Genomic DNA, 21,109 nt, shown 5'->3' on the forward strand with positions numbered 1-21,109 from the left:
CCAATCCGCGCCCAACCCTTGACACCACGATTGGTCCATACCAACTTGGTTGCGCACCCTTCTGCACTTCCCTGCACTCCCGAACCCCCCTTCTTCTTATGGGAGATCGCGTGCGCACACTCCTCAGACGTTCCAGACGTGCCTTCCTCGCACTCGTCGGCTCCGCCGCCCTGGCCCTCGCCGGGGCGGTCGCCCTCCCCGGGACCGCCCAGGCGGCCAACATCCTGTCCAACCCCGGCTTCGAATCGGGCAGCCTCTCGCCCTGGTCCTGCACCGGCAATCTCGGCTCCGTCGTCTCCAGCCCCGTTCACGGCGGCTCCAAGGCCCTTGCGGGCGCGGTGAGTTCGAGCGACAACGCGCAGTGCAGCCAGACCGTCTCGGTCCAGCCGAACACGACGTACTCCCTCAGCGGCTGGGTCCGCGGCAGCTACGTCTACCTCGGCGTGAACGGCGGCGCGTCGACCTGGACCACGTCCCCGTCGGCGTACAGCCAGCTGTCCCTCTCCTTCACGACCGGTGCCTCGCAGACCAGCGCCACGATCTACGTCCACGGCTGGTACGCGCAGGGCACGTACTACGCCGACGACATCAGCCTGGACGGCCCCGGCGGGGGCGGCGGCTCGGACACCCAGGCGCCGACCACTCCCGCGAACCTGACCTCCACCGGGAAGACGTCGTCGAGCGTGTCGCTGTCGTGGTCGGCCTCGACGGACAACGTCGGGGTGACGGCGTACGACATCTACAGCGGCTCCAACCAGGTGCTCAGCGTCTCCGGGACCGCGGCCACGGTCAGTGGTCTCTCGCCCAGCACCTCGTACACCTTCACCGTCAAGGCGCGCGACGCGGCCGGGAACGCCTCGGCGGCCTCGAACGCGGTGACCGTCACGACGAACGCGGGCAGCGGCGGCGGCACCGGCTTCAAGCAGGCGGCTCCGTACCTGTACGAGGGCTGGGGCGACCCGCCGAGCCCGAGCACGGTGATGAGCGCGACCGGCATCAAGTGGTTCACGATGGCGTTCGTGCTCGACTCGGGCGGCTGCACCCCCGCCTGGGACGGCAACCGCGCGCTGACCGGCGGCGTCGACCAGACCGCCATCAACCAGATCCGCTCCGCGGGCGGTGACATCGTCCCGTCGTTCGGCGGCTGGCAGGGCAGCAAGCTCGGCGCCAACTGCTCCTCGGCGAGCGCACTCGCCGGAGCCCTGCAGAAGGTGATCGACGCCTACGGCCTCAAGGCGATCGACATGGACATCGAGAACACGGACGAGTTCGAGAACGAGGCCGTCCAGGCCAAGATCCTGACCGCGCTCAAGACCGTCAAGGCGAACAACCCGGGTCTGAAGACCATCGTCACCTTCGGCACCTCGACGACCGGTCCGACCTACTACGGCAACCGTCTGATCGAGCAGGCGCAGTCACTGAACGCCAACATCGACGTCTTCACCATCATGCCGTTCGACTTCGGCGGCGGCTCCGACATGTACGGCAACACCGTCAATGCCGCCGAGGGGCTGAAGGCCAAGCTCAAGTCGACCTTCGGCTGGGACGACGCCACGGCGTACTCCCACATCGGCATCTCCGGCATGAACGGTCTGTCCGACCAGCAGGAGAACACCACCCCCGCGATCTGGACCCAGATCCGCGACTGGGCGAACTCGCACCACATCGCCCGGCTCGCCTTCTGGTCGGTCAACCGCGACCGGCCGTGCGCGGGCGGCGGCGTCGTGAGCAACTGCTCCGGCATCAGCCAGAACAACTGGCAGTTCACGTCCATCACGGCCGGGTTCACCGGCTGAGCGTGAGAATGGGGGTGCCCGGATCGGGCACCCCCATGTCCTCCTCGCCTCAGAAGCGGCCCGACCCGCAGTACAGCTCCAGCTCGCCGTCGAGTTCGACGGCGAGCACCGTGGCGTGCGGGTCGAGGTCGGCCGCGGACGGCGGCTCGATCCACAGCACCCCGGGTGTCTCGTGCAGGCCGCCGGTGACCCGGTGGGCCAGTTCGGTGCCGCTGCCGAGCACGGTGACCCGGCGAACCGAGCCGAGCAGCCCGCGTACGTTGATCTCGGCGCGCGGGGCGTCGAAGAGGATCAGGTACAGCGTGCGGCGGTCCGGTGACAGGGTGCTCGGGCCGTAGTGGTGCCCGGCGGGCAGCCCCCGCACGGTCCCGTACACGGCCTCTGCGTGCTTGCGGATCCAGTCGCCGAGCCCCTCGAGTCGCTCGGCCTGTTCGTCGGGGATCGTGCCGTCCTCCCGCGGACCGACGCTGAGCAGCAGATTGCCACCGCCGCCGATCGTCTCCGCGAAGTACCGGATCAGCTGGTCCACCGACTTGTGGTTGTGGTCGTGATGCTGGTGGCCCCAGGAGTCGTTGATCGTCAGGCACAGCTCCCAGGGGCCTTCCGGCGGTACGACGGGAGCACCCTGTTCCGGCGTCGCGTAGTCGCCCTCGCTGAGCATGCGGGCGTTGAAGACGACGTGCGGCACCTCGGCGCGGATCAGTGCCGCGAGTTCAGGGATGCGCCACTGCTCCTCGCTGCGGTCCCACTCGCCGTCGAACCACATGAGATCGGGCTTGTAGCGGCTGGTGAGCTCGCGGATCTGGCCGTCCCGGTAGGCGATGAACCGCTCCCAGGCGTCCAGGTCCTCGAACTCGGCCGCGACCTCGGAGTACCGGTTGTCCTCCAGCTCGGGCGGACGGCCCGGCTTGCGCGTGGAGGCGTAGTCGGGGTGGCTCCAGTCGGAGTGCGAGTAGTAGAGGCCGACCTTGAGGCCCTGCTCGCGCAGGGCGTCGGCGTAGCCGGCGATCAGGTCGCGGCCCACGTTCAGGTTGCCGTGGGCGGTGTCCCACAGGGCCACGCCATCGTGGTGCCGACTGGTGAGCACGGCGTACTTGGCGCCCGCGCGGGCGAACAGCGCCGCCCACTCACGGGGGTTGTAGCGCGAAGCCGTGAAGCGGTCGAACTGGGACATGTACTGGTCGTAGGGGACGATGTCGTCGTAGAACGACCAGGACTCCTGGACGCCGTCGACGGCGTATATGCCCCAGTGGACGAAGATCCCCAACTTGGCGTCGGTGAACCACCTTTGCATGGGCACGGATCAGCTCACCTCGGCACGCTTCAGACGCAGCGTCAGAATCTGGAAGGGCCGCAGCGCGACGGGGACCACGCGGTCGGCGGTGGTCTGCGCGTCCTCCAGCGGCCGCTCCAGCAGGTCGGTGACCTGGGCTCCCGCGAGCGGGAAGCCGGTGCGCAGCACACCCTGTGCCCGGCCACCCCGGGACTCGTACAACCGCACCACGACGTCACCCGACTCGTCGTCGGCGAGTTTCACCGCCTCGACGGTCACGCCGTCGCCGTCCACCGAGACGACCGGTGACGGCGCGCCCGCCGAATCCGCCACGCGCAGCGGCAGGTTGAGGCCGTATCCCTCGGCGACGGCGTCCTCGATGCTCGCGCCCGGAAGGAGCGAGTACGTGAAGTGGTGCCTGCCCTGGTCGGCCTCCGGGTCAGGGACGCGCGGGGCGCGCACCAGGCTGAGGCGGACCGTGGTCGTCGTACCCCCGTCCTCCCGGACCGTGCGGGAGACGTCGTGGCCGTACGTCGAGTCGTTGATGACCGCGACGCCGTAGCCGGGCTCACCGATGTGCACCCAGCGGTGACCGGAGACCTCGAAGCGGGCCGCCTCCCAGCTGGTGTTGGTGTGGGTCGGCCGCTGGACGTGGCCGAACTGGATCTCCGCGGAGGAGTGAGGTGCGCGGATGTCCACCGGGAAGCCCGCCTTGAGGATCTTCTCGGCCTCATGCCAGTCGATCACGGTCTCGAAGTCGATACGGGGGCTGCCGGCGCGGAGGGTGATCGTCTGCGTGATCTTCGACCCCTTGCCGAAGTTCCGGTCGACGCGGATCGCGCCGAGGAGCGGGTCCTCCTCGACCACCGTCACCGAGTCCGCTTCCAGCAGGTCCGTGTACCGGTTCTTGTAGTGCTTGTCGATGTCCCAGGCGTCCCAGTAGTTGGGCAGGTCCGTGTGGAGGCGGAGCAGGTTGCCCTGGTCGGCGAGGACCTCGCGGTTCGCTCGCAGGTCGCGGACGGAGGACAGGGTCCCGTCCTCGGCCACCTCGACGCGGACCAGGCCGTTGTCGAGGACGCGGCCGGCGACCGTCACGGCCTTCGGGGGCTCGGCGTCGGTGAGGGGCGCGCTGCCGCTCGCGGCGACCTCCACGTACGCGGGTGCGCCGTCGGCCGTACGGACCACCTCGGCGCGGTCGTAGGGGCTCGTGTTGAACACGCGGGTTCCGCCACCGCCCAGCGCGGACACCGCCTCCGCCGTCAGCTCCTCCAACTCCCGTGCCACCCGCGCGTATTCGGCCTCGGCCTCACGGTGGACCCAGGCGATCGACGACCCCGGCAGGATGTCGTGGAACTGGTGCAGCAGGACCGTCTTCCACAGTCGGTCCAGCTTCTCGTACGGGTAGGCGTAGCCCGGCGCGTGCAGCGCGGCCGTCGTCGCCCACAGCTCGGCCTCGCGCAGCCGGTGCTCGGAGCGCCGGTTGCCCTGCTTGGTGCGGGCCTGGGAGGTGTACGTGGCGCGGTGCAGCTCCAGATAGAGCTCGCCGACCCAGACCGGGGCGTCCGGGTACTCCTCGCGGGCCTTCGCGAAGAACGCGTCGGGGTGTTCCACCTCGACCTTCGCGGATCCCTCCAGGTCCTTCAGGCGTCGGGCGCGTTCCATGATCTCGCGGGTGGGACCGCCGCCGCCGTCGCCCCAGCCGAACGGGGCCAGGGAGCGTGTGGCGCCGCCCTTCTCCTGGTAGTTGCGCACCGCGCGGGACATCTCCTCGCCGCTGAAGCGGGCGTTGTAGGTGTCGACCGGTGGGAAGTGCGTGAAGATGCGGGTGCCGTCGATGCCCTCCCACCAGAAGGTGTGGTGCGGGAACTTGTTGGTCTGGTTCCAGGAGATCTTCTGGGTGAGGAACCATTCGTTGCCGGCGAGCTTGGCGAGCTGCGGGTAGGCCGCGTTGTAGCCGAAGGAGTCCGGCAGCCACACGCCCTTGGTCTCGATCCCGAAATGCTCGATGAAGAACCGCTTGCCGTGGATGAGCTGGCGGGCGATCGCCTCGCCGCCGGGCAGGTTGCCGTCGGCCTCGACCCACATGCCGCCGACCGGCGCCCACTGGCCCCGCTTCACCGACTCCTGGATGCGGGCCCACACGTGCGGGTAGTTGTCGCGCACCCACTCGTACTGCTGGGCCTGCGAGCAGGCGAAGACGAACTCCTCGTACTCGTCGGCCAGCGAGGTGACGTTCGAGAACGTACGGGACGTCTTGCGCTTGGTCTCACGGATCGGCCACAGCCAGGCGGAGTCGATGTGCGCGTGGCCCACTCCGGAGATCACGTGGGCACTCGCGTGCGCGGGCTTCGACAACACCGGCTTCAGCACCTCACGAACGGCGGCCGCCGAGCCGGAGATGTCGTCGAGGTCCAGGGCGTCCATCGCGCGATCGAGCGCGTGCATGATCTCGTACCGGCGCGGGTCGTGCTCGCCGAGCTCCAGCATCAGCTCGCGCAGCACCTGGATGTCGAGGTCGAGATGCCAGACGTCCTCGTCGAGGACCGCGATGTCGGCACGCTGGAAGGTGTAGAGCGGCTTGTCACCCGCGGTCAGGACGTCGCCGAGCGGGGTCGGGCCCGCGAAGTCGTTGGCCAGGATGTCCGGGTTGGAGGCGGCCTCGACGAGGTAGTCGATCTCCTCGCCGCCCGCGGCCGGATCGGCGATCGGAACGTACTGGTTGAGCGGGTTGACCGCCTTCAGCGGCGTCCCGTCGGTGAGGTGGACGAGGGCCTCGGCCTGGTTGCCGGGCCAGTCGCCCACGAAGCCCAGGTCGATGACCGCCTCGACGCGCCTGCCCGCCCACTGAGCGGGGACCTTCGCGCGCATCCGGAACCAGGTGGTGCCCCAGGGCGGGCCCCAGGGGGTGTCCATGGCGAAGGGCTGGTAGGGGGCGGCGGCCGCCTCCTCGAAGGGGACCGGCTCACCCGGTGCCTGCCAGGCCTCGACCTCGAAGGGCACGGAGGCGGCGTAGATCGCGGGCTTGATGCGCTGGTTGTGGACGCGTTCGACGCGCTCCTCGATCCGGCGGCGTTCGTCGTGCATGGCAAGTCTCCAGAATGGGGCGAAAGCGCTTACTTAAGGTATGCCAGGCCCGGGTGGACCGAGGTGTAGCCGTCGACGAGTCTGCGGGCGACGTTCACCGAGTCGACGAGCGGGTGCAGGGCGAAAGCCTTCACCGCCGTGGGGCGGGAGCCGGACTCGGCGGCGGACAGCACCTCGCGCTCGACCGCCTTGACCGCGCACACGAGGCCGGTCGCGTGGTCGGGGAGCGGGTCGACCGCGACCGGGTGCGCCCCGTTGGCGTCGACCAGGCACGGGACCTCGATGACGGCCTCGGCGTCGAGGACGGAGAGCGTACTGCGGTTGCGGACGTTCAGGATGAGGGTCGTGCGCTCGTCCCGGGCAATGGCCCGCATCAGGGCGAGGGCCACCTTCTCGTAGCCGCCGGAGAGGTCGTCGGCGTCGCGTTCGCCGGCGCCCGCCGTCTCCCGGTTCTCGGCCATGTACGTGGCCTCGCGCTCGGCCCGCGTGTTGTCCCAGACGGCCAGGGCGGAGACGTCCGGCCGCTTCATCTCCTCGTAGAACCGGGCCTGCTGGTCACGCAGGAAGGCGCCGCGGGTCTTCTCGGCCTCACGGTAGGCGCGGACCGCCTCGCGGTTGAAATAGTAGTAGTGCAGGTACTCGTTCGGGATCGCGCCCAGGGACTGCAGCCACTCGGGACCGAAGAGCTTGCCCTCCTCGAAGGAGCCGAGCAGCCCGGGGTCGGCGAGCAGCCGCGGCAGCTCGTCGCGGCCCGCGACGCGCAGGCCGCGCACCCAGCCCAGGTGGTTGAGGCCGACGTAGTCGATGAAGGCCTCGCGTGGGTTCGCGACGCCGAGCGCATGGGCGATACGGCGGCCGAGGCCGACCGGGGAGTCGCAGATGCCGATGACGCGGTCGCCGAGGTGGCGGGACATGGCCTCGGTGACGAGGCCCGCCGGGTTGGTGAAGTTGATGACCCAGGCGTCGGGGGCCAGCCGGGCCACGCGCCGCGCGACGTCGACGGCGACGGGCACGGTCCGCAGGCCGTACGCGATGCCACCCGCACCGACCGTCTCCTGTCCGAGGACGCCCTCCGCGAGCGCCACCCGCTCGTCGTTCGCGCGTCCTTCCAGACCGCCGACGCGGATCGCGGAGAAGACGAAGTCGGCCCCGCGCAGCGCCTCGTCGAGGTCGGTGGTGGCGGTCACCTCGGGAGCGTCGGGGACATACGCGGCCTGTTCGGCCAGTACGCGGCTCACCGCGGACAGCCGCTGCGCGTCCAGATCATGCAGCACGACATGGGTGACCCGGCCCTCGGCGCGGTCCCCGAGGAGCGCCCCGTACACGAGCGGCACCCGGAACCCGCCGCCGCCCAGAATCGTCAGCTTCACGTTTGCACCTTCCCTGCCACGATCACCTCGACGCCCTCCTCCTCGAGCGAGGAGCGGGTCGCCTCGTCCACGGGCGCGTTCGTCAGCACCACGTCCAGTACCTCCGGGCCGCAGACCTTCGCCATTCCCGTACCCGGGAACTTCGCCGCGTCGGCGAGCAGGACGACCTTGTCGCTCGCCTTGATCATGGCTCGTTTGACCGGCACCTCCACGACCGTCGTGTCCATCACCTGCCCACCGGGCCGCACCCCGCTGGTGCCGAGGAAGAGCCAGTCGGCGTGCAGTTGGCGCAGGTTGTCCTCGGTGAGGAAGCCGACCAGGGAGCGGTAATCGCGGCGGACCATGCCGCCGAGCAGCACCAGCTCGATGCCCTCGTCGTCGGCGAGTTCCTCGTAGACCACCAGGTTGCTGGTGATCACGGTGAGCCGGCGACCGTGCAGCTGCCGGGCCAACCGGTAGGCGGTGGTTCCGATGTCGAGCAGCACGGACTGGCCGTCCTGGATCATCGACGCCGCCTTGGCCGCTATGACGTCCTTCTCGGCCACGCGCACCTCGGCGACCTCGGCGAAGGGCTGGTCGCCCTCCTCGACGACCGCGCCTCCGTGCACACGGGTGAGCAGCCCTTCCTCCTCCAGTCTGACCAGGTCGCGCCGGATGGTGGCCGGGCTCACGCCCAGTTGCTCCGAGAGATCGGTCACGGCCGCGGGGCCACCGGAGCGCAGGGCCCGCAGGATGAGTTGGTGTCGTCGTTCTGCCAGCACGCCACGAACACTACTCGTCATCTTCAATCATTTCTATGCTCGCTTCTGCTCGACTATTGACCAATCTCGCAGAGGGGCGCACGATTCCGAGCACCGAATTTGACGAGTTCTGAACGAGAGGACGTTCGTGTGGACGACGACCGGCCCGATGTGCTGCTGACCGGGCTGCTCTTCTACGACCTCGTCCTCACCGGACTGGGCGGCCCTCCGACACCCGGCGAGGAGATCTGGACCGAGGGAATGGGCAGCAGCCCCGGCGGGATCGCGAACCTCGCCGTCGCCACCGCCCGCTTCGGTCTGAAGACCTCGCTCGCGACGGTCTTCGGCAACGACTTCTACGGCGCGTACTGCCGGGATGTCCTCGCCGGCCAGGAGGGCATCGACCTCTCCCTGTCCCGCACCGCGGACGGCTGGCCCACCCCCGTCACCGTCTCCCTCGCCCACGGACACGACCGGGCCCTGGTCACCCACGGCCAGGAACCGCCGTACTCCCAGGACGTGCTGATGGGCGACCCGCCCGCGGCGCGCACCGCGCTCGTGCACATCGAGGCCGAGCCGCGCGCGTGGCTCGCCAAGGCCGCCGCGAACGGCACGCAGATCTACGCCGACGTCGGCTGGGACCCCAGCCAGAAGTGGTCCCGGGACCTGCTCGACCAGCTCTCCCTGTGCCACGCCTTCCTCCCCAACGAGACCGAGGCGATGGCCTACACCCGCACCGACACCGCGGCAGCGGCCCTCGGCACGCTCGCCGAACTGGTCCCGGTGGCCGTGGTGACCCGCGGTGGTGACGGCGCGGTCGCCGTCGACCAGAACACCGGCGAGTACGCGAACGTCCCCGCCCTCGACATCGACGTCCTCGACGCCACGGGCGCCGGGGACGTATTCGGCGCGAGCTTCGTCGCGGCCTCGCTCGGCGGCTGGCCCCTGGAGGATCGGCTGCGGTTCGCCGTACTGGCCGCGGGCCTGTCCGTCCAGCACCACGGGGGGGCGCTCGCGGCCCCCGGCTGGTACGGCGTCGACCTCTGGTGGCGCTCCCTGACCGACCCCGACCTGAAGCGGGCGTACGGCTTCCTGGCGGACCGGCTCCCCGAGGATCCGGGAGTGCCCGTCGCGTACGCCCCCGTGACGCCGCCCGCACGGCAGCACTGACCTCCCCCACGCACCTCTCATGCGAAGTCCCGAAAAGATCCGAAAGGCGGTGGGAGCTGTGCGGCTCTCACGAAGAGGCCTGCTACGCGCGGGCCTGGCCGGCACGGCCGCCACGGCGCTCGGCGGCCTGACGTCCGGCTGTGCCGTACCGACCGGCTCGACCGGCCGGAACATGGTCCTGTGGTACTGGGACGGCGGCCTCGGCGACACGGTCGTCGAGAAGGCCAAGGCCCGCTACGACTCCACGGTCAACCTCCAGGCCATCAAGATCGGCGGCTACTACCGCTCCAAGCTGATCACCACGATGACCGGCCGTGCCCACATCCCCGACATCGCGGGCCTCAAGGGCGAGGACATGGCGTCCTACCTGCCCAACGCCGACCAGTTCGTGGACCTGCGCACGCTGGGGGCGGACAAGTTCAAGAGCCAGTACCTGGCGTGGAAGTGGGACCAGGGCATCGCCGACGACGGTTCGGTGATCGCCTTCCCGATCGACTGCGGGCCGGTCGCGCACTTCTACCAGTACGAGGTGTTCCGCAAGGCGGGGCTGCCGTACGAACCGGACGACGTGACCAAGGAGCTGAACACCTGGGAGAGGTACTTCGACGCGGGCGAGCAGCTGAAGAAGCGCATCCCGGGAACCTTCCTGCTCACCGACATCAACAGCGTCTTCGACAACGTGGTGAACCAGGGTACCCAGCGGTACGTCGACAAGGACCGCCACTTCATCGGCGACCAGGAGCATGTGCGGGACGCCTGGGCGCTGTCCGTGGAGGCCAAGCGGCGGGGACTCCTCTCGTCTCTCGTCACCGGCACCCCGGACCAGATCTCGGCCACGGAGGACGGCAAACTGCCTACCCAGATGGGCGCCTCCTGGGCGACGTACGACCTCAAGAACGGCATGCCGAAGACCAAGGGCAAGTGGCGGATCGCCCAGATGCCCGTGCGGCCGGCCAACAACGGCGGCTCGTTCCTGTCGATCACCAAGGCGTGCCGGGAGCCCGAGCGGGCCTTCGAGATCATCACCTGGATGATGAGCGCCGCCAACCAGGCGCAGGGCTACGTCGACGCGGGCCTCTTCCCCTCCGCCCCCGCCGCCTACGACCTCGAGCAACTGCGCGAACCGGACCCCTTCTTCGGCGGCCAGATCACGACGGACGTCTTCGGGCCCGCCGCGCAGAAGATCCCTGTCGCCTACAACAGCCCGTACGACATCGCGCTCGGGCAGCCCATCAAGGACGAGATCAAGAACGTCGGCGTCCTCGGCAAGGACCCGAAGAAGGCCTGGAGTGACGCCATGAGCAAGTGCCGGCGCATCGCGAAGCACCTGGGGGTGAGCTACTGATGGCCGTCATCGAGCAGACCCCGCCCGCCGTGACGCAGACCTCCACGGTCCAGCCGAAGAAGGGCCTGCGCAGGTACTGGCACCTGTACGCCGCGATCTCCCCCTTCTACCTCCTCTTCCTCGGCTTCGGCCTGATCCCCGTCGGCTTCTCGCTCTACGTCTCCCTCCACCGCTGGGACGGCCTCGGCTCGATGGAGTGGGCGGGCCTGTCGCAGTACCAGTACCTGCTGAGCGACAGCGACTTCTGGAGCTCGGTCGGGAACACGGTCACCATCTGGGCGCTGGCCACCTTCCCCATGATCTTCCTGGCGATGGTGACGGCCGTGATGCTCAACTCCGCGGTCCGCTTCAAGAACGTCTACCGCGTCGCCTACTTCCTGCCGAACGTCACTTCGGTCGTCGCGATCGCGATCATCTTCGGGTCGGTCTTCTCCACCAACTTCGGCCTGATGAACGGTCTGTTGCAGGCGGTGGGCCTGGACCAGGTGGCGTGGCTGAACACGCCGTGGGGTATCAAGGTCGCCGTCGCGACGCTGATGACCTGGCAGTGGACCGGCTACAACGCGATCATCTTCCTCGCCGGGCTGCAGACCATCCCGGGCGAGCTGTACGAGGCGGCACGGATGGACGGCGCCGGGCCGGTGCAGACCTTCGTCCGGATCACGCTGCCGATGATGCGGCCGGTGCTGCTGTTCGTCCTGGTCATCTCGACCGTGACCGGTCTGCAGAGCTTCTCCGAACCCCAGGTGCTGCTGCAGACCAACACCAACGACTCGCCGTTCTCGGGCGGTCCGGGCCACGCGGGCCGGACGATGGTCCTCTACTTCTTCCAGCAGACCTTCGACAACAACGACTTCGGCTACGGCGCCGCCGTGGCGTGGGGCATCTTCCTCATCGTCATCCTCTTCTCGATCATCAACTGGCGCCTGGTGCAGCGCCGGGGCGAAGACTAGGGAGGCCGCTCACCATGGCATCCATCCAAGGAACCCGTCGGCCCAAGCCCATCCAGGGCACCCGTGCCCGGGGCATCGCGCTGCACGCCGTACTCGTCATCGGCCTGCTGCTGTCGGCCTTCCCGTTCTACTGGGCCGTCATCATGTCGACGCACACGACGTCGGAGATCTTCTCGTACCCGCCGAAGCTGCTCCCGAGTTCGCACTTCCTGCAGAACGCCCGGAGTCTCTTCGACAGCATCGACTTCTTCGGCTCGATGTTCAACTCGCTGCTGGTGGCCTGCTCGGTCACCTTCCTGGTCCTGTTCTTCGACTCGCTCGCGGCCTTCGTCTTCGCCAAGTTCGAGTTCCCGGGCCGCCGGTTGCTGTTCGCGCTGCTGATGGTCATCTTCATGGTGCCGGCGCAGCTGTCGGCGATCCCGCAGTTCGTGATCATGGCGAAGCTCGGCTGGGTCGGTTCGATGACCGCGCTGATCGTGCCGGCGGCGGCGAACGCGTTCGGCATCTTCTGGATGCGCCAGTACATGCAGGGCGCGATCCACGACGAACTTCTCGACGCCTCACGCATCGACGGGGCGAACTTCCTGCGCCAGTACTGGCACGTGGCCCTCCCGGTGGTCCGCCCGGGTCTGGCCTTCCTCGGCATCTTCACCTTCATGGGCACGTGGAACGACTACGCCTGGCCCCTGATCGTCCTCACCAACCCGGACAACGTGACCCTCCAGGTCGCGCTGTCCCAGCTCAACGGCACCCACGGAACCACCGACTACGGAATGGTCATGACCGGCGCGCTCCTCGCCCTCGTCCCCCTGCTGATCGTCTTCGCGATCGGCGCCAAGCAGATCATCGGCGACCTCGGCAAGGGGGCCATCCGCTGATGGACCCGCTCGTGGCGCTCCGCCCCTGGGAGGCACCCGAGGTGACCTCCTGGGGGCGCCTGCCGATGAACGCCGTCGACCGGCGCGACGGAGCACTCCCCCTGGACGGCGACTGGCGCTTCCAGCTGCTGCCCGCTCCGGACGTGCCGGTCGGCGGTTCCTGGTCCTCGTCGTACGTCCCCGGCGTCTGGACCCTGCAGGACACGGACGACCTGCCGCAGTACACGAACGTCACGATGCCGTTCCCCGAGTTCCCGCCCCACTCGCCCGCGGCCAACCCGACGGGCGTGTATGAGCGTGACGTGGACGTCCCCGCCGACTGGGCCGGACGCCGGATCGTGCTCCAGGTCGGGGCCGCCGAGAGCGTGCTGCTGGTGCACGTGGACGGGCGGCCCGTCGGCGTCTCCAAGGACTCGCACCTGGCGGCCGAGTTCGACCTGACGGGGGTGGTCCGCCCCGGCGGGCGGGCCGTCGTACGGCTGACCGTGGTGAAGTGGTCGGACGCCTCGCACATCGAGGACCAGGACCAGTGGTGGCACGGCGGCATCACCCGCTCGGTACTGCTGTACGCGACGGATCCGCTGTACCTCGCCGACGTCACGGTGCGGGCGCGGCGGGACGGGGATCTGCGGGTCGACTGCCAGGTGCGGGACGCGGGGGGTGCGCTGCCCGCGGGGTGGTACGTCAGCGGCGAGCTGGACGGACGGCTGCTCACGCAGGACGAGGAGTTCGACCGGACCAACGCCGAGGAGGACCGTGTCTCGGCCTTCCTCGGCGAGGCACGGCTGCTGACCACCGTGTCCGAGGTCCGCACCTGGACCGCCGAGACGCCCGAACTGTACGGCCTGACCGTGCGGCTGCACCGTGCCGACGGCACGACCGCCGACACCTCGCACCACCGCATCGGCTTCCGCGACGTCGAGATCGTCGGCCGTGACCTGCTGATCAACGGCGAGCGGGTGTACATCCGGGGCGTCAACCGGCATGACTTCCATCCCCTGACCGGCCGGACGGTGTCGTACGACGACATGCGTGCCGATCTGGTCCTGCTCAAACGCTTCGGCTTCAACGCCATCCGCACCGCCCACTACCCGAACGATCCCGCCCTGTATGACCTCGCCGACGAGCTCGGCCTCTACGTCGTCGACGAGGCCGACATCGAGTCCCACGACCACGCCCACGAGATCGCCGACGACCCCCGCTATCTGAACGCCTTCGTGGACCGGGTCTCACGGATGGTGCTGCGCGACAAGAATCACCCGTCGGTCATCATCTGGTCACTGGGCAACGAGTCCGACTACGGCGCGCACCACGACGCGGCGGCCGGCTGGCTGCGCCGGCACGATCCGACGCGGCCGGTCCAGTACGAGGGGGCAGCCAAACTGGGCTGGGCGGATCCGGACCTGGCCTCCGACATCGCGTGCCCCATGTACGCGCCGATCGAGGACTGCGTCGCGCACGCCCTGTCCGGCGAGCAGACCAAGCCGCTCATCCAGTGCGAGTACTCGCACGCCATGGGCAACAGCAACGGCACGCTCGCCGACCACTGGGCCGCCATCGAGGCCACCCCGGGTCTTCAGGGCGGCTTCATCTGGGAGTTCTGGGACCACGGCATTCTCCAGCGCGTGAGCGACGGAAGACCGGCCGGGCGCGCGGGCGCCGGCCTGTATGACAAGGGTGTCGCCGCGCCCGGTCACCGCTGGGCGTACGGCGGCGACTTCGGCGAGGCGGTCCACGACGGCGCGTTCATCGCGGACGGCGTGGTCTTCCCCGACCGCACGCCCAAACCGGCGATGTACGAGCACCGGGAGATCGCGGCGCCGGTGCGGGTGGAGTGTTTCAAGCACGAGGGCATCGTCCTCGGCAACCACCAGCACTTCCGGGGCCTGGACTGGCTGTCGGGCCGGTGGGAGCTGGCACTCGCCGACGGCCGCACCCTGACGGCACCGGCGGACCTGCCCGATCTGCGGCCGGGTGAGACGGCGGCGGTTCCGCTGCCGTTCGAGCTGCCGCGGGACGGCGGCGAAGCCTGGCTGACGCTGCGCGTGACCACGGCGGAGGACGTGCCCTGGGCACCGCGCGGTACGGAGGTGTGCGCGCCCCAGGTGCGGTTGCGGATGGCTCCGGAGTCGGTGGACGCGGGCGTGGCGGACCGTCCGGTGGAGGTCGACGCGGAGGGACTGCTCGTCCATCCGCTGCTGACCGCTGCCCCCACGCTGTCGCTGTGGCGGGCTCCCACCGACAACGACGAGCTGGGCGGCGTCGCGCCGCGCTGGCGGGCGTGGGGGCTCGACGCACTCGTCCGCAAGGTCGTCTCCGTGCAGCGTGACGAAGCGCGTGTGACGGTGCTCGCCGAGTACGCCGGCACGGTCGGCGTCGTCCGCCACCGCCAGGTGCTCACACCGGTCGAGGGCGGCATCCGCGTCGACGAACAGGCCGAGCTGCCGGAGGAGTTCGACGACGTGGCGCGGGTCGGCTCCGTCTTCGAGACGGTGGCGGGCCTCGACCTGCTGGAGTGGTTCGGGCAGGGGCCCTGGGAGTCGTACCCCGACCGGAGTGCGGGTGCGCCCGTGGGCCACCACTCCGTCCGCGTCGACGAGCTGTTCACCCCTTACCTGCGCCCGCAGGAGAGTGGTGGCCGCCACGGCGTACGGCGCTTCACGCTGTCCGCGCCGGACGCCACCGGCCTCACCGTGGCACTGGACGAGCCGCGCCAGGTCTCCGTGACCCGGTACCGCGCCGAAGACCTGACCGCGGCCGCACACCACGACGAGCTGGAGCCGCGCTCCGGCTGCGTCGTGCACATCGACGCGGCACACCGGGGACTGGGCACGGCCTCCTGCGGCCCCGACACCTCCCCCTCGTATCTCGTCGCACCTGGCGTCCACCGTTGGAGCTGGACGCTGCGCATTCTCTGAACCCCCGCGCCTGTCCTTCTCTTCTCCGAACCCCCCGCGCTTCCCCTCCTCTGTCACCTCTCACGGAGCACACGTGTGTACTTCGCATGACCACACCCAGGGCGAGGCCGCGCAGGCCGGCGCCGGAAGACGCAGTTTCCTTCGGGCCACCGCACTGCTCGGCGCCGCCGCGACCGCCGGCGTCGCACTGCCGGCCACCGCCGAGGCGGCGGCGTCGCGCCGCTGGCGGCCCGACCCCGACAGCCGGCGCTTCACCCTCGTCGTGATGCCCGACACCCAATACCTGTTCGACGGGCCCAGCATCGACCCGGCACCTGTCGATGCCTCGCTCCGGTACCTCCTGGAGCACGGCAGGGACGACAACATCGTGTTCCTGTCCCACCTCGGCGACCTCACGCAGAACGGCGCCGAGGACGAGTTCGCGGCGATCAGTGACGCGTTCCGGCTGCTCGACCGGCGGGGCGTCGGCTACAGCGTCCTCGCGGGCAACCACGACGTCCGGTCGTCCACCGACGACCAGCGCGGCTCGACGCCGTACCTGGACGCCTTCGGGCCTCAGCGTTTCAAGGACAAGCCCACCTTCGGGGGCGCGTCCCCCGACGGATACAACACCTTCCACCTGTTCCGGGCCGCCGGGCGGGAGTGGATGGTGCTGGCCCTCGACTGGCGCCTGTCCGCGAAGGGGTACGCATGGGCCAAGGACGTGCTGGCCCGGCACCCGAAGACCCCGGTGATCCTCACCACGCACGAGCTGGTCGTCGAGGACGACTCCCTCTCCTCGTACGGACAGCAACTGTGGGACCAGCTGATCAAGGACCACGACCAGATCTTCCTCACCCTCAACGGGCACTTCTGGCCGGCCGGCCGGGCAACCCGCGAGAACGCGGCGGGGAACGAGGTGCATCTGCACCTGACGAACTACCAGAACCGCTACTTCGGCGGCGCGGCGATGATCCGTCTCTACCACTTCGATCTGGACCGGAACGTCATCGACGTGGAGACGATCTCCCCGTGGATCCTGGGCCGCGCCGCGAAAGGGCTCAACGAGCTGGAGCGGCAGGAGATCGAACTCAGTGGTGACGCCGACCGGTTCTCGGTCGGCATCGTCTTCGACCAGCGGTTCGCGGGCTTCGCACCGGTGCCGGCACGCCCGCCGCGGCCCGCGTCGAAGATGCTCATCCCCGGCACGGTCGCGTACTGGCGGTTCGACGGGCACGACGACAAAGCGGCCGTCACCGGAACCGTCCGCGATCTGTCCGGGCGCGGCAACGACCTCACCCTCGTCTCGGTGAACGGCGGCGCTCTGAACTGGTCGTCGGACCACCACCCCGACCAGCCGGGTCACGGCAGCCTCGAGTTCCAGGGCTACAAGTCACCGCTGAAGGGCGCGTATCTGCGCACCGTCGACGGCGCGCCCCTCAACTCCGCCACGTTCACGTCCGGTTACACCATCGAGGCCTTCTACTGGCTGCCGGCGGACTGGGACGCCTCGCACAACGCGTGGTCCGGGCTGCTCAGCCGCACCGGCACGGGCGGGGCCGCCGGCAAGACCGCGGACGACCCGGACGAGCCGCTTGTCACGCTGTCGATCTCCGACGGGCCCGGGCCGCAGTGGGCGGTGCGTCCGCTCAACCAGCAGGGCATCGCCACCAACTGGGGCGACGAGACCGCACGCGAGACCTGGTGGCACCTCGCCGTCGTCAACGACGGCAGGCACACCACCTTGTACGTCCAGGGCTGTCCCGTGGCCCGAAATCCGCACGCCGACGCCATCGGACTCACCTCGCTCGGACTGCCGTGGCTGCTCGGCGGCTACGAGTACGCAGGGAAGATCGACCAGATCCTGCACGGACGGCTCGGCGACGTCCGGATCGTCGAACGGGCGCTGCCCATCACCTCCTTCATGAACCACTGAGCCGAGGGGCTTCCGAGCGACGATGACCGAGCAGCAACTGCCCGCCTGGGCCGACCCCTCCGTCTCCCAGGACCGCCTCGACGCCCAGGGTCTCTCACGCCGTGGGCTCCTGCGCCGCGCCGGCCTGTTCGGCGCCGCGTCCGCCGTCGGCTCGTCGGCCACGCCCGCGGCGGCGGACGACAGACGGTTCGGCGGCGACGACCCCCGGCTCGCCTGTCTCGTCGGCGACAACCACGTCCACTCCGTGTACAGCCACGACGCCAAGTACACGTTCTCCCAGATCGCCACCGCGGCCGCGAAGTACGGCCTGGGCTGTGACTTCGTGACCGACACCCGGCTGCTGTGCGCCTCGGACGACGGCTCGCGCACGCTGTTCCCCGGGGACCGGCCGCTGCTCCGGGTGGACCTTCCGCGCAAGCCGGACGGTCAGCCGGTCACGGGACGGGTGACCAGCCTGTTCGCGTTGCCGCAGCGCAGCGTGTGCACCGGCACGTTCGAGGCGGGGGGCGTGGACTACGACGCGGCGCGCGGCACGCTCCGTGCCGAGGTCGTCCAACCCGGTGCATGCGTGGTCGCGACCACCGTCCACTCGTACCGTCAGCAGTAGAGGGTCAGGCGTAGAACCGCGACAGGCTCTGCAGGACGGCGGCGGGCTTCCCGCCGCCGTCGATCTCTATGGTGCCGTCGACGGTGATCTGCACCCCCCGGGCACGTCCTCGACCGAGGCGAGCTTCGCGACCAGCCGGATACGCGAGCCGGCCTTCACCGGTGCGGGGAAACGCACCTTGTTGAGACCGTAGTTGACCTTTGTCGACACGCCCTCGACCTCCAGCAGCCCGGTGAAGAGCGGGATGAAGAGGGAGAGGGGTCAGATAGCCGTGCGCGACGGGCGCGCCGAACGGCCCCTGTGCGGCCTTCTCCGGGTCCACGTGGATCCACTGGTGGTCGCCCGTCGCGTCGGCGAAGGTGTTGATCCGCTCCTGGGTGACCTCGATCCACTCGCTGGTGCCGAGGTCGCTGCCGGCCAGCTTCTTGAGTTCGTCGAGGCCGTTGACGGTGATGCTCATGTGGCTTTCCTTAGCTGGGAGTCGTTCGTGCCGTACCGGGAGCGGACACGGGCCTTGAGGAGCTTTCCGGAGGCGGTGCGCGGGAGGCGTCCGCGACCACCATCGACTTGGGGATCTTGTACTTGGCGAGCCGCCCGGCGAGCGAGGCGATGACCTCGTCCGGGTCGAGCGTGGCGCCCTCACGGGGGACGACGACCGCGCGCGGGACCTCGCCCCATCTGTCGTCGGCCACGCCGATGACGGCGCACTCGACTATGTCGGGGTGGGTCAGGAGCTGGTCCTCGATCTCGGCGGGGTAGATGTTCTCGCCACCCGAGATGATCATGTCCTTGATGCGGTCGACGATGTGGACGTACCCGTCCTCGTCGACCCGGGCCGCGTCCCCGCTGCGGAACCAGCCGTCCGCGACCACCGCCGCGGTCTCCTCGGGCAGCCCCCAGTAGCCGGGCATGACGTGCGGCCCGCTGACGACCACCTCGCCGGTCTCGCCGACGTCGGCCGGGGTGAGGTCGGGCCGTACGACGCGTACGTCGCTGAAGAAGTGCGGTACCCCGGCCGAACCCGCCTTGCTCACCGCGTGCTCGGCGTCCAGAAAGAGCGTGCCGGGCGCCGCCTCGGTCATGCCGTAGCCCTGGAGGAAGGTGAGCCCCCGCTCCTGGTACGCGGCGATGAGCGGGGTCGGCACGGGCGAGCCGCCGCAGGTGAGGATCCGCAGGCTGGACAGATCGGCCGCCGCCCAGCGCGGGTGCCGGGCGACCTGGTCGAACATGGTGGGCACACCGAACATGAAGGTGATCCGGTGGCGTGCGATCAGGTCGAAGGTGGCCTCCGGGTCGAAGGACTCGACCAGGACGCATGTGCCGCCCTTGAGCAGGACCGGCAGCGTGAGCATGTTCAGCCCGGCCGTGTGGAACAACGGCGCGGAGACCAGGGCGCGTTCGTCGGCGATCAGGTCGTGGTCGACGAGGACGTTGAACGCGTTCCAGATCAGATTGCCGTGGGTGAGCATGGCGCCCTTGGGGCGGCCCGTCGTCCCCGATGTGTACATGATGATGCAGGTGTCGTCGAGGGCGACGGACTGGTCGATCGGCTCGTGGCTCGCGGACGCGAGCAATTCCTCGTATTCGGCACCCACTTCGACGTACGTACGCACATCGGTGCTGCCCGGGAGCCCGGCGACGAGCCCGCCGAGCGAGGGCGCGTAGACGAGGGCCCTGGCGCCCGAGTCGGCGAGCTGGTAGGCGATCTCGGGTCCGGCGAGGCGGATGTTGAGCGGCACGAAGACCGCACCGAGAGTGCCCGCCGCGAAGGCTGTCTCCATGGGTTCGCGGCGGCGGCCTCGGCGACCTCCTCGTTGGGAACGGGCTCGGTTCCGGTGGCGGACTCGGCGTCGACCGTGAAGATCACGGCGGCCATCCTCCGCTCGCGGTAGTACGCGGCCGTCTCCTCGAGGGTGGGCTTCCGCTTGCCCTCGACCTTGAAATAGGCGCTGGAGGCGTCGTGCAGGTCGTCGTCCAGGGAGGAGTGGCCCTTGGAGGACACCTCGGCGTGCGTGTGGACGTCGATCGCGACGAGTTGGTTCTGGTCCATCACGCCTCCGGGAACTTCGGCGCGGGGATGCCGACGGTCTGCGGCTCGGCGCCGACGGAGGTGGCACAGACGTCGGCGAGAGCGTCCGGGGACCAGCCGCCGTCGGCGTACGCTGTCCTGATCTCCTGCGGATGCGACCAGAGTGCCACCTTGTCACCGCCGATGCCGATGGCCTGACCGGTGACGCCCCGGGCGGCGTCGGAGGCGAGGAAGGGGATGAGCGCGGCACAGTCCTCGGGGGTGCCGAAGCCCTCACCCTTGCGAAGGAAGTCGGGCAGCGGCTCCCCGTTCTTCATGGCCTCGACGTAGGGGGCGAAGGCCGGGATGGTCTCCGTCATGGCGGTGGCCGCGACCGGAACGATCGCGTTGACGGTGATGCCCGCCCGTGCCAGCTCCATCGACCACGTGCGGGCCATGGTGGCGATCCCCGCCTTCGCGGCCGCGTAGTTCGTCTGGCCGAAGTTGCCGCGCTGCCCCGCCGGAGAGCCGACCAGGACCAGGGTGCCGCCCTCGCCCTGCTCGCGCATCCGCACGGCGGCGGCGCGGGCGCAGGTGAAGGTGCCCTTCAGGTGCGTGGTGACTACCGCGTCGAAGTCGTCGTCGGTCATCTTCCACAGCACCTTGTCGCGCAGGATGCCGGCGTTGGTGACCAGGACGTGTAGCCGGCCGAACTCCTCGACCGCGCGGGCGACCAGCCGGTCGGCGGCCTCGGCGGTGCCGACCGCGACGACCTCGGCCACGGCCTTCCCACCCGCCTCGGTGATGGACTTCACGGCCTGCTCGGCCACGGCCTCGTCGACGTCGTTCACGACCACGGAGGCGCCGTGGGCGGCCAGGGCATGGGCGTAGGCCAGGCCGAGGCCACGGCCGCTGCCGGTGACGACGGCCACCTTGCCGGTGAGATCGATGCTGGGCACGAGCGGGTCCCTTCCGGAGGGGTCGGCCGCCGGCCTTCGCTGCGGCTCCGGCGGCGGGGCTACCAGATCGAAGCAAGGACAATCATTGCTGTC

12 protein-coding genes and 5 pseudogenes are annotated in these 21,109 nt (G+C 69.6%); 9 read left to right on the plus strand and 8 right to left on the minus strand.

The window, feature by feature from the left end; genetic code table 11:
- Window positions 1–110: 110 nt before the first annotated feature.
- Window positions 111–1,796, plus strand: a complete 1,686-nt coding sequence (locus tag ACZ3TS_RS33520) for a carbohydrate binding domain-containing protein (protein WP_467625420.1) — start codon at window positions 111–113, stop codon at window positions 1,794–1,796.
- Window positions 1,797–1,845: 49 nt separating this feature from the next.
- Here ACZ3TS_RS33520 and ACZ3TS_RS33525 read toward each other — a convergent pair whose 3' ends face one another.
- From ACZ3TS_RS33525 to ACZ3TS_RS33540, 4 genes are read right to left on the minus strand one after another with little or no spacing between them, the layout of a single operon-like run.
- Window positions 1,846–3,096 carry an alpha-L-fucosidase gene (locus ACZ3TS_RS33525; protein WP_467625422.1) on the minus strand — a complete coding sequence of 417 codons (1,251 nt, stop codon included), beginning with the start codon at window positions 3,094–3,096 and terminating at the stop codon, window positions 1,846–1,848.
- A 3-nt stretch (window positions 3,097–3,099) separates the two neighbouring features.
- The gene (locus tag ACZ3TS_RS33530) at window positions 3,100–6,153 is read right to left on the minus strand and encodes an alpha-mannosidase (protein ID WP_467625425.1); all 3,054 of its coding nucleotides are present in this window, start codon (window positions 6,151–6,153) and stop codon (window positions 3,100–3,102) included.
- 29 nt (window positions 6,154–6,182) lie between these two features.
- Window positions 6,183–7,523, minus strand: coding sequence for a 6-phospho-beta-glucosidase (locus tag ACZ3TS_RS33535; RefSeq protein WP_467625427.1), 1,341 nt, complete (start codon window positions 7,521–7,523; stop codon window positions 6,183–6,185).
- Window positions 7,520–8,284 carry a DeoR/GlpR family DNA-binding transcription regulator gene (locus ACZ3TS_RS33540; RefSeq protein WP_467625430.1) on the minus strand — a complete coding sequence of 255 codons (765 nt, stop codon included), beginning with the start codon at window positions 8,282–8,284 and terminating at the stop codon, window positions 7,520–7,522. Before ACZ3TS_RS33540 ends, ACZ3TS_RS33535 begins: the two co-directional genes overlap by 4 nt.
- 129 nt (window positions 8,285–8,413) lie before the next feature.
- Between ACZ3TS_RS33540 and ACZ3TS_RS33545 the strand changes: the two genes are divergently transcribed.
- The 8 genes and pseudogenes from ACZ3TS_RS33545 to ACZ3TS_RS33580 all read left to right on the plus strand — a co-directional run.
- Window positions 8,414–9,433 (plus strand): carbohydrate kinase family protein, encoded by a 1,020-nt coding sequence (locus ACZ3TS_RS33545; protein ID WP_467625432.1) that lies wholly within the window; start codon window positions 8,414–8,416, stop codon window positions 9,431–9,433.
- Between the two features lie 58 nt (window positions 9,434–9,491).
- A complete protein-coding gene (locus ACZ3TS_RS33550) occupies window positions 9,492–10,778 on the plus strand; it encodes an ABC transporter substrate-binding protein (protein ID WP_467625469.1) in 1,287 nt (428 codons plus the stop codon).
- Window positions 10,778–11,731, plus strand: a complete 954-nt coding sequence (locus ACZ3TS_RS33555; protein ID WP_467625435.1) for a carbohydrate ABC transporter permease — start codon at window positions 10,778–10,780, stop codon at window positions 11,729–11,731. The genes ACZ3TS_RS33550 and ACZ3TS_RS33555 overlap by 1 nt, the downstream gene beginning before the upstream one ends.
- A 14-nt stretch (window positions 11,732–11,745) precedes the next feature.
- A complete protein-coding gene (locus ACZ3TS_RS33560; RefSeq protein ID WP_467625436.1) occupies window positions 11,746–12,609 on the plus strand; it encodes a carbohydrate ABC transporter permease in 864 nt (287 codons plus the stop codon).
- Window positions 12,609–15,527: a glycoside hydrolase family 2 TIM barrel-domain containing protein gene (locus ACZ3TS_RS33565; RefSeq protein WP_467625438.1), complete on the plus strand. Its 2,919-nt coding sequence runs from the start codon at window positions 12,609–12,611 to the stop codon at window positions 15,525–15,527. The genes ACZ3TS_RS33560 and ACZ3TS_RS33565 overlap by 1 nt, the downstream gene beginning before the upstream one ends.
- 73 nt (window positions 15,528–15,600) lie before the next feature.
- Entirely contained in the window at window positions 15,601–17,442 is a 1,842-nt protein-coding gene (locus ACZ3TS_RS33570) for a LamG-like jellyroll fold domain-containing protein (protein ID WP_467625440.1), read from the plus strand.
- A gap of 22 nt (window positions 17,443–17,464) precedes the next feature.
- Window positions 17,465–17,752: pseudogene (locus ACZ3TS_RS33575) on the plus strand (histidinol-phosphatase); the annotation flags it as partial.
- A pseudogene (locus tag ACZ3TS_RS33580) lies at window positions 17,753–18,049 on the plus strand (hypothetical protein); the annotation flags it as partial.
- Between the two features lie 4 nt (window positions 18,050–18,053).
- Here ACZ3TS_RS33580 and ACZ3TS_RS33585 read toward each other — a convergent pair.
- The 4 genes and pseudogenes from ACZ3TS_RS33585 to ACZ3TS_RS33600 form a co-directional block, all read right to left on the minus strand.
- Window positions 18,054–18,509, minus strand: a pseudogene (locus tag ACZ3TS_RS33585) (MaoC family dehydratase).
- A pseudogene (locus ACZ3TS_RS33590) lies at window positions 18,506–19,887 on the minus strand (acyl-CoA synthetase); the annotation flags it as partial. The pseudogenes ACZ3TS_RS33590 and ACZ3TS_RS33585, both read right to left, overlap by 4 nt.
- Window positions 19,833–20,099 (minus strand): annotated as a pseudogene (locus ACZ3TS_RS33595) (4-hydroxyphenyl-beta-ketoacyl-CoA hydrolase); the annotation flags it as partial. The pseudogenes ACZ3TS_RS33595 and ACZ3TS_RS33590, both read right to left, overlap by 55 nt.
- Window positions 20,099–21,016: an SDR family NAD(P)-dependent oxidoreductase gene (locus ACZ3TS_RS33600; RefSeq protein WP_467625443.1), complete on the minus strand. Its 918-nt coding sequence runs from the start codon at window positions 21,014–21,016 to the stop codon at window positions 20,099–20,101. The gene ACZ3TS_RS33600 and the pseudogene ACZ3TS_RS33595, both read right to left, overlap by 1 nt.
- Window positions 21,017–21,109 lie beyond the last annotated feature (93 nt).

The sequence above is a fragment of the Streptomyces sp. NPDC022910 genome (assembly GCF_055561075.1).

Coding starts and splice junctions, on each gene's coding strand:
- ACZ3TS_RS33530 (WP_467625425.1), bottom strand. CDS start 6,153: ATGCACGACGAACGCCGCCGGATCGAGGAGCGCGTCGAACGCGTCCAC.
- ACZ3TS_RS33555 (WP_467625435.1), top strand. CDS start 10,778: ATGGCCGTCATCGAGCAGACCCCGCCCGCCGTGACGCAGACCTCCACG.
- ACZ3TS_RS33560 (WP_467625436.1), top strand. CDS start 11,746: ATGGCATCCATCCAAGGAACCCGTCGGCCCAAGCCCATCCAGGGCACC.
- ACZ3TS_RS33565 (WP_467625438.1), top strand. CDS start 12,609: ATGGACCCGCTCGTGGCGCTCCGCCCCTGGGAGGCACCCGAGGTGACC.